The organism is Streptomyces sp. YS-3 (assembly GCF_045257485.1).
Taxonomy (GTDB): Bacteria; Actinomycetota; Actinomycetes; order Streptomycetales; family Streptomycetaceae; genus Streptomyces.
The window spans coordinates 1-8,323 of the sequence record NZ_JBJHPC010000324.1 but is presented as its reverse complement, the minus strand read 5'-3'; the positions used below and the strand labels follow the sequence as shown (position 1 = coordinate 8,323).

Genomic DNA, 8,323 nt, shown 5'->3' with positions numbered 1-8,323 from the left:
GTCCGGTGGGCAGCTCGCGGTACTGCTGGATGGCGCCCGCGCCCTACGGTCAGCCGGCTCCCTATGGCGGGCCCGCCCCGTACGGTCAGCAGCCCGGCCTTCCCCCGCAGATGCCGCAGCACGGGACGCCGCAGTCCGGCGGCGGTCTCGCGGGCGCCATCCAGCAGTACCGCGAGCTGCCCACCGGACAGCGCTGGACCCCGCAGAACAAGCAGCTCGTCCGGGTCGACCTCGGCGCCGGCGGCGCGCCCGTGCTGGCCCGCCAGGGCAGCATGGTGATGTACCAGGGCAAGGTCGACTTCAGCTACAAGGGCGCCGGGTTCGCGGGCCGGATCGTCGGCAACGCGACCGGCCAGGAGATGCAGCTGATGCGCTGCAGTGGCCGCGGCCAGGTCTTCCTCGCCGAGAACAGTGCCCATCTGCACCCGATCGAGCTCCAGGGCGACGGCATCTGCGTCTCCGCCGAACACGTCCTGGCGTTCGACGAGTCCCTCCAGTACGAGGTCCGCCGCATCGAGGGCCACGGCATCCCCGGCGGCGCGCTGTTCACCATGCTGTTCCAGGGCACCGGCACGCTCGTGGTGATGACCCACGGCACCCCGGTGGTCCTGCCGGTCACCCCGACCACGTTCGCGGACAGCGACGCCATCGTGGCCTGGTCGTCCGCCTCGCAGGTGATCGTCTCCAGCCAGGTCAGGCTGCGCCGCAACGCCTACCCCGGCCACAGCGGCGAGTCCGTCAACCTGCAGTTCCGCGGCGCGCCCGGGAACTTCATCGTCGTCCAGCCGTACGAGGTCTGAGGGAGCCGGGACCATGAACCAGCAGCTCGCGGGCTACGCCCCCGCCCCCGTCACCGCCCGGATGGAGAACCACGGCAGCGCCATGCTCAAGGTGGCCATGGCCACCGGGCAGGACCTCTTCGCGCGCGTGGGCTCGATGGTCGCCTACGAGGGCTTCATCCAGTACGAGCCGAACCCGCCGGCCGTGCGTCAGATCGCCCGTGACTGGATCACCGGCGAGGGCGCCCCGCTGATGAAGTGCACCGGCGACGGACTGCTCTACCTCGCCGACTACGGGGCCAATGTGGTCGTCGTCCAGCTCAACAACGACGCGCTGTCCGTCAACGGCACCAATGTGCTCGCCTTCGACGCGAGCCTCCAGTGGGGCGTCGAACGGGTCAAGGGCCTCGCCAAGTTCGCCGGCCAGGGCCTGTTCAACGTGAAGATCTCCGGCACCGGCTGGGTCGCCCTGACCTCCCGCGGCACGCCGGTCGTCGTCGACTGCGGCAGCGGCGAGGACGAGACGTACGTCGACCCCGACGCCCTGGTGGCGTGGTCCCCGAACCTCAAGGTGAAGGGCAAGCGCAGCTTCAAGGCGTCCTCGCTGATCGGCCGGGGCAGCGGAGAGGCGTACCAGATGGCCTTCTCGGGCCAGGGGATCGTCGTCGTACAGCCGAGTGAGGACAGCACCGACCGCCTGCGGGCCCGGGGCTGAGGGGGAGCGAGAACACCATGCAGAGCCCGCTTTTCAGCTACACCGAGCAGCAGTCCCAGGAGCGCTACAGCGCGCAGAACGCGCAGTTGCTGCGCGTGGTGCTCACCGGCCACGACGACATCCTCGCCCGCAAGGGCTCGATGGTCGCCTACCAGGGGCTGATGGAGTTCGACGGCGAGTACCAGTCGCGGGGCCACCAGAACGCCCACGCGCGCACCGGCGAGGGCCTGGACCTGATGCGCGTCTCCGGCCAGGGCACCGTCTACCTCGCCAACCTCGCGCAGTACGTCCATGTGGTGGACGTGGACCGGGACGGACTGACCGTGGACAGCGGCTACGTCCTCGCCATGGACTCCTCGCTGCACTACGAGGTCGTCGCCGTGGACAGCCAGTACGGCATCTCCGGCACCGGCAAGTTCCAGCTCAACATCACCGGCACCGGCAAGGTCGTCCTGATGACCTCCGGCCAGCCGCTGATGCTCCAGGTCACCCCGGACAAGTACGTCAACGCCGACGCGGACGCGATCGTGGCGTGGTCCACCTCGCTGCGGGTGCAGATGCAGGCGCAGACGCACTCCACGGGCGTGTGGCGGCGGCGCGGCAACACGGGCGAGGGCTGGGAGCTCAGCTTCCTCGGCCAGGGCTTCGCGCTCGTGCAGCCCAGCGAGGTGCTGCCGCCGCAGAACGCGGTGATCGGCCAGGGCCTGCGGGCCCAGTACGGCATGGGCCAGCAGGGCGCCCACGCGCAGAACCAGGGCAACGCCTGGACCTGACCGGGGCGTCGGTAAGGGGCGGTCGCCATGGGCGACCGCCCCTTACCCGCTCACTCCCCGGGTCCGGTCCTGTCCCCGGTCAGGCCGTCACAGCCGGGCCCGCGCGGCCTCCATCAGCCGCACCACGGATTCGTCGGCGACCCGGGCCACCTCGTCGTAGCCGAACCAGCGCAGGTCCAGCGACTCGTCGCTGATCGCCTCGACCGCCCCGGCCGGGGCCAGCGCCGCGTACTGGACGTCCAGGTGCCAGTTGCACGGCGAGGGGATCGGGTGCCGGTCGAGCCGGACCGGTCCGCCCGGCAGCAGGGTGAGACCGGCCACACCGGACTCCTCCGTCGCCTCGCGCAGGGCAGCCGCCGTCAGCGAGACGTCCTGCGGCTCGCAGTGGCCGCCCATCTGCAGCCACATGTTGAGCTTGCGGTGCAGCGTCAGCAGCACCTGCCCGCGCTCCGGGGCCATCACCAGCGCGCTCGCCGTGAGGTGGCCGGCCTCGCAGGCCTTCCACATGCCGTCCGGGTGCGCCGAGAGATGGTCGAGGTAGGTCCGGCGCAGCTCGGGCTGGTCCTCGTACGTCTTCAGTACGAGGACCGCGTCTTCATACAGGCTCACTTGCCGTTGTCGTCCTTGCCCTCGTCGTCCTTGTCGCCCTTGGCCGCGTCGTCCTTGGCCGAGGGGCCGTCCTGGGGCTCGTCCCTGCGGGAGGCGGCCTCGCCGAGCATCTTGTCGAGCTCCGAGAAGTCCAGCTGCTCGCGGTGGACGAAGCCGTCCGGGTCGTCCAGGTCGGAGGCGGTCGGCAGCATGTCCGGGTGCTCCCACAGGCCGTCGCGGCCGTCGACCCCGCGCGCGTCCGTGAGCGAGGCCCACAGGCGCGAGGCGTCCCGCAGCCGGCGCGGGCGCAGCTGGAGGCCGATCAGGGTGGCGAAGGTCTGCTCCGCGGGGCCGCCGGTCGCGCGGCGCCTGCGCAGGGTCTCGCGCAGGGCGTCCGCCGAGGTCAGCCGCGGCTTGGCGGCCTCGTGCACCACCGCGTCCACCCAGCCCTCGACCAGCGCGAGCGCCGTCTCCAGTCGAGCCAGGGCCACCTTCTGCTCCGGAGTGTCCTCCGGCTGGAACATGCCCTGCTGAAGAGCTTCCTGGAGCTGCTCGGGGTTGGACACGTCGAGCTGGCCGACCGCGTCCTCCAGCTTCGCCGTGTCGACCTTGATCCCGCGCGCGTAGCCCTCGACCGCGCCGAACAGGTGCGAGCGCAGCCACGGCACATGGGCGAAGAGGCGCTGGTGGGCCGCCTCACGCAGGGCCAGGTAGAGCCTGACCTCGTCCTTCGGGACGCCCAGGTCCTTGCCGAACGCGTCGATGTTCAGCGGCAGCAGCGCGGCCTTGCCGGCCGGGCCCAGCGGAAGACCGATGTCGGTCGAGCCGACGACCTCGCCCGCGAGGACGCCCACCGCCTGCCCGATCTGCTGGCCGAACATGGCGCCGCCCATGGAGCGCATCATGCCGATCAGCGGGCCCGCCATGGCCTGCATCTCCTCGGGCAGCACCCCGCCCATGGCCGCGCCGACGCGCTCGGCGACCGGGTCGACGAGCTCCTTCCAGGCGGGCTGGGTCGCCTCGACCCACTCCGCGCGGCTCCACGCCACGGCCGTGGACGCGCCGGAGGGCAGCGACGTCGCCCCGTCCAGCCACAGGTCGGCCAGGCGCACGGCCTCCTCGACGGCGGCGCGCTCGGCCGGGCCGACGCTCGCGTCCTTGCTGCCGTCGGCGGTGCCCTGGGCGACCGTCTGACGCGCGATCTGCTTGGCCATGTCCCAGTTCACGGGACCGCCCTCGTAGCTGAGCATCTGGCCGAGCTGCTGGAAGGCCGCTCCCAGGTCGTTCGGGTTCAGCGAACCGAACATCGCCGCGAACGGATTGTCCGCGCCGCCGGTCCCGCCGCCGAACCCGAAGGGATTCGCCGGGCCGCCCTGGTTGCCCTTGCCCTTCTCCTTGCCCTCGTCGCCGTTCTCCGGCTCCTCCGGCGGAAGGCCGAATCCGAATGGGTTGTCACTCACGGGTTTCCTCGGCTCCTAGGGCCGCCGGCTCCTGCCGACGGCGACTGCCCACCAACACCACCAGCGTAGACATCCGCGCCGGATAAGGGCTCGGTGCTCCGCCGACTCTCGGCCTGCGGCAGGATGGACGTCACCTGGTCCGTACGCGTCATTCGTGTACGTACTGAAGACAACCGCTGGAGACGCCCGGTGAGTTCCCCAGATCCGCAGGTTCGCGCAGCGCGAAACCCTTCCCCCTCCGCAGCGCGGGGTCCCGTCGTCGCGGTCACCGGTGCCGCGGCCGGGATCGGCGCGCTCCTCACCGCGCGGCTCGCCGCGTCCGAGGAGATCAAGCAGGTCATCGCCATCGACGAGCGCCGGGGCGAGGTGTCCGAGGCCACCTGGCACATCCTGGACGTACGCGACCCGGCGATCGCCGAGAAGCTGCGCGGCGCGGACGTCGTCGTGCACCTGGCGCTCGACCTCGACCTGGAGTCCGACGCAGCGGCCCGCACCGCCTACAACGTACGCGGCACCCAGACGGTGCTCACGGCCGCCGCGGCGGCCGGGGTCCACCGGGTCGTGCTGTGTACCTCGGCCATGGTCTACGGGGCGCTGCCCGACAACGACATCCCCCTCTCCGAGGACGCCGAGCTGCGCGCCACCGCCGAGGCCACCGGCGTCGGTGACCTGCTGGAGATCGAGCGGCTGGGCCGCCGCGCCCCGCGTGCCCACCCGGGTCTCAACGTCACGGTGGTAAGGCCCGCCGTCCTGGTGGGCGGTACTGACACCGCCCTCACCCGGTACTTCGAGTCGCCGCGCCTCCTGGTGGTCGCCGGATCCCGTCCGACCTGGCAGTTCTGCCATGTCGAGGACCTGTGCAGCGCCCTGGAGTACGCGGCGCTGGGCAAGGTCGACGGGGAGTTCGCGGTCGGCTGCGATGGATGGCTCGAACAGGAGGAGGTCGAGGAGCTCAGCGGCATCCGGCGGATGGAGCTGCCCTCGGCGGTCGCGCTCGGCGCCGCCGCCCGGCTGCACCGGATCGGGCTCACCCCGTCCCCGGCGGGCGACCTGGCGTACACCATGCACCCCTGGGTCGTCAGCGTCGGACGGCTGCACGACGCGGGCTGGCGGCCCCAGTGGACCAACGAGGAGGTCCTCGCGGAGCTCCTGGAGGAGGCCGCCGGGCGACACACCGTGGCGGGCCGCCGGCTGGGCCGGAAGGACGCGACGGCCGCCGGGGCCGCCGGAGCGACGGTCGCCCTGCTGGGAGCCGCCGCGGCGATCCGCCGGGCCCGTAAGCGCCGGGGTCTGTAGGACCCTCCTAGGGGGAGCCCGGGTGACGGGGTGAAAGAGCTATACCGCGATGTCAGTGCGGTACGGCACGATGGGCCCATGGCACAGACCTCGCACGAGCACCCCGGCGAGCAGGGGGCGGACGACCCGATCCGGCTGCTCGGGATCCGTGACACCCCGCTCTCCCTGGACGAGGTGTTCCGCGCCGTGGGCGACCCCTCGGCCGGCGGCACCGCGCTCTTCGTCGGCACCGTGCGTGATCATGACGGCGGTGCCGACGTGGCGGCGCTCGGGTACTCGTGCCATCCGACGGCCGAGGCGGAGATGCGCCGAGTGGCCGACAAGGTCGTCGCCGAGTTCCCGGTCCGCGCGCTCGCCGCCGTCCACCGAGTGGGCGAACTGGCCGTGGGCGATCTGGCGGTCGTGGTGGCGGTCTCCTGTCCGCACCGCGGGGAGGCCTTCGCGGCCTGCCGCAAGCTGATCGACGACCTGAAACACGAGGTCCCGATCTGGAAGCACCAGCAGTTCTCGGACGGTACGGACGAATGGGTCGGCGCCTAGCGCCGTCGTTCAGGGGGCCGGACGGGCGTCCGCCGATCGCGGACCGCGCCCCCAACGGGTGAACGGGCCGTGCGGTCGGGCTGTCTGAAACCCTGTCGGGGTGATCCGCCCCGATTTGCGTAACCGCACCCCTGCCGCGAGCGTTGATCTCGCAGATGGTTAATCTGCTGATCTGTCAGTTGCGGTAGCTCATCTGGGGACGGGAGGACGGAATGGCTGCTCTCACCTGGCTGCTGATTCCGCTTTTCGCTGCTGTCGGCGCGGCGATATGGGCGAGCTGGGCCGCCCGCAATCGCACGACCGGCGACATCGCGGAACTCGCCGGCTACAGCCGGTTCCGAGAAGCCATGGAGAAATCCCAGGCCGGAACCGAGCCCGTCTGACCCTCTTCGGCGCGCCTCTCGCGCCTCGGTACGTACCCGGATGTCCACCCTCCCCGTACGGACCGGCCCCGGCGGTGCACTGACAGGCACGTCCCGTACTGTCGTTCCATGCCACGCCGCACCGCGACGATGCTCGCCTCCACCTTGATCCTGATCGCGCTGCTCTGCGCAGGCGTCCTCATCAAAGTGCCCTACTCGGAGATGTCGCCCGGTCCCACGGTGAACACCCTCGGCGAGGCGCGCGGCGAGCCCGTACTGCAGATCTCCGGGCACAAGACCTACCCCACGACCGGTCACCTCAACATGACCACGGTCAGGGTCACCGGTGCGGACTACAACATGAACCTGGTCGAGGCCGTCTACGGCTGGCTGGCCCACGACAACAAGGTCGTACCGCACGACACGCTGTACCCGGACGGCAAGACCGAGGAGCAGTCCTCGCAGGAGAACGCCGAGGAGTTCAGCCAGTCGCAGGAGAGCGCCAAGGTCGCGGCCCTCAACGAGCTGAAGATCCCGGTGAAGTCCCGGGTCGTCGTGGCGTCCGTGGTCAAGGCCGGCCCGGCCGAGAACAGGCTGCACGCGGGCGATGTGGTCAGGTCCGTCGACGGCTCGCCCGTCAAGGAGCCCTCCGACGTGGCGAAGCTGGTCACCAAGCACCGCCCCGGCCAGAAAGTGGTCTTCTCCGTCGTCCCGGCCAAGGAGGCGGCAGCGGCGGCGAAGGCGGGCAAGGAGCCCGAGGGCGGCGAGAACGTCACCATCACCACGGAGAAGGCCAAGGACGGCGACCGGGCGATCGTGGGCATCCAGGCCGGGACGGACCACACCTTCCCGTTCTCCATCGACATCAAGCTCGCCGACGTCGGCGGCCCGAGCGCGGGCCTGATGTTCGCCCTCGGCATCGTCGACAAGCTCACCCCCGGCGATCTGACCGGCGGCAAGTTCATCGCCGGTACGGGGACGATCGACGACGCGGGCAAGGTCGGCCCGATCGGCGGCATCGAGATGAAGCTGATCGGCGCGCGCGGCGCGGGCGCCCGCTACTTCCTGACGCCCACCGAGAACTGCGCCGCGGCGGCCTCGGACACCCCCGGCGGGCTCACCCTGGTGAAGGTCTCCACCATCGACGACGCCACCAAGGCGCTGGAGAAGATCCGCAAGGGGGACACGGCCGGTCTGCCGAGCTGCTCGGCGAAGTGACCGGCCGCGTCCACGCGCGCGTGGACGCGCGCCGCCCGGGACGGCCCGCCGCTACTCCGCGAAGGTCGCGGCGAGCGCCTCGGCCAGGCCCGGGACGAGGCCGGCGCCGGTGAGCACCTCGGTCGGCGAGTCCTTCTCGCGCAGCCGTACGGCCGAGTCACGGGCGCCGTCGCGCAGGACCGCGACCGTCATCCGGACCTCCTGGCGGTCGGGGTGCTTGGCCACCCACTTCGCCAGCTGCTTCTCGTTCAGGCCCTCGGGCACGGACGTCTCGGCCGACGGCGGCAGCATCAGGCGCTCCACGGTCAGCGCGCAGCCGACCACCGCGTCCGGCCAGGCGATGGTGCCCAGGAACTCGTCGAGGGCCTGGCCGGCCGGGATCTCGTCCTGCTCGATCGGGGTCAGCGGGGCGGCCGTGTCGCCCTGGTCGAGGCCGAGCTGGGCGGCCAGCCCCGGCTCCTGGGTACGGAGCTTGACGGTGTCGACCAGGGCGAACAGCCGGGCCGGCTGGTCCCAGCCGAGACCGGCGGCGTACTCGTCGATTTCCAGCACTGCGCGGGTGAGGGGGCTCGCGGCCATCGGGGGGCCGGAG

General features: G+C 71.5%; 10 protein-coding genes. 7 read left to right on the top strand and 3 right to left on the bottom strand.

Annotated features, from left to right (window positions below):
• The 3 genes from ACJA3G_RS23630 to ACJA3G_RS23620 form a co-directional block, all read left to right on the top strand.
• Positions 1 to 800 (top strand): AIM24 family protein (locus ACJA3G_RS23630; protein ID WP_406555037.1); only part of this gene is annotated, 800 nt, incomplete at its 5' end.
• Between the two features lie 13 nt (positions 801 to 813).
• The gene (locus tag ACJA3G_RS23625) at positions 814 to 1,494 is read left to right on the top strand and encodes an AIM24 family protein (protein WP_406555036.1); all 681 of its coding nucleotides are present in this window, start codon (positions 814 to 816) and stop codon (positions 1,492 to 1,494) included.
• Between the two features lie 17 nt (positions 1,495 to 1,511).
• A complete protein-coding gene (locus tag ACJA3G_RS23620; protein WP_406555035.1) occupies positions 1,512 to 2,267 on the top strand; it encodes an AIM24 family protein in 756 nt (251 codons plus the stop codon).
• 87 nt (positions 2,268 to 2,354) lie between these two features.
• Here ACJA3G_RS23620 and ACJA3G_RS23615 read toward each other — a convergent pair whose 3' ends face one another.
• Both ACJA3G_RS23615 and ACJA3G_RS23610 read right to left on the bottom strand, forming a co-directional pair.
• On the bottom strand, positions 2,355 to 2,876 hold the full coding sequence (locus tag ACJA3G_RS23615; RefSeq protein ID WP_406555034.1) for an NUDIX hydrolase: 522 nt from the start codon (positions 2,874 to 2,876) through the stop codon (positions 2,355 to 2,357).
• A complete protein-coding gene (locus ACJA3G_RS23610) occupies positions 2,873 to 4,315 on the bottom strand; it encodes a zinc-dependent metalloprotease (protein ID WP_406555033.1) in 1,443 nt (480 codons plus the stop codon). Before ACJA3G_RS23610 ends, ACJA3G_RS23615 begins: the two co-directional genes overlap by 4 nt.
• 189 nt (positions 4,316 to 4,504) lie before the next feature.
• Here ACJA3G_RS23610 and ACJA3G_RS23605 point away from each other — a divergent pair, with 189 nt between their 5' ends.
• The 4 genes from ACJA3G_RS23605 to ACJA3G_RS23590 all read left to right on the top strand — a co-directional run bounded on the left by ACJA3G_RS23605 (position 4,505) and on the right by ACJA3G_RS23590 (position 7,731).
• Positions 4,505 to 5,611 (top strand): SDR family oxidoreductase, encoded by a 1,107-nt coding sequence (locus ACJA3G_RS23605; RefSeq protein ID WP_406555032.1) that lies wholly within the window; start codon positions 4,505 to 4,507, stop codon positions 5,609 to 5,611.
• A gap of 78 nt (positions 5,612 to 5,689) precedes the next feature.
• Positions 5,690 to 6,151: a molybdenum cofactor biosynthesis protein MoaE gene (locus ACJA3G_RS23600; protein WP_406555031.1), complete on the top strand. Its 462-nt coding sequence runs from the start codon at positions 5,690 to 5,692 to the stop codon at positions 6,149 to 6,151.
• 212 nt (positions 6,152 to 6,363) lie between these two features.
• Positions 6,364 to 6,534 carry a hypothetical protein gene (locus ACJA3G_RS23595; protein ID WP_406555030.1) on the top strand — a complete coding sequence of 57 codons (171 nt, stop codon included), beginning with the start codon at positions 6,364 to 6,366 and terminating at the stop codon, positions 6,532 to 6,534.
• 108 nt (positions 6,535 to 6,642) lie between these two features.
• Positions 6,643 to 7,731 carry a PDZ domain-containing protein gene (locus ACJA3G_RS23590; RefSeq protein ID WP_406555029.1) on the top strand — a complete coding sequence of 363 codons (1,089 nt, stop codon included), beginning with the start codon at positions 6,643 to 6,645 and terminating at the stop codon, positions 7,729 to 7,731.
• Positions 7,732 to 7,782: 51 nt separating this feature from the next.
• Here ACJA3G_RS23590 and ACJA3G_RS23585 read toward each other — a convergent pair.
• The coding region (locus ACJA3G_RS23585; protein ID WP_406555028.1) for a PPA1309 family protein at positions 7,783 to 8,323 on the bottom strand (541 nt) is incomplete at its 5' end.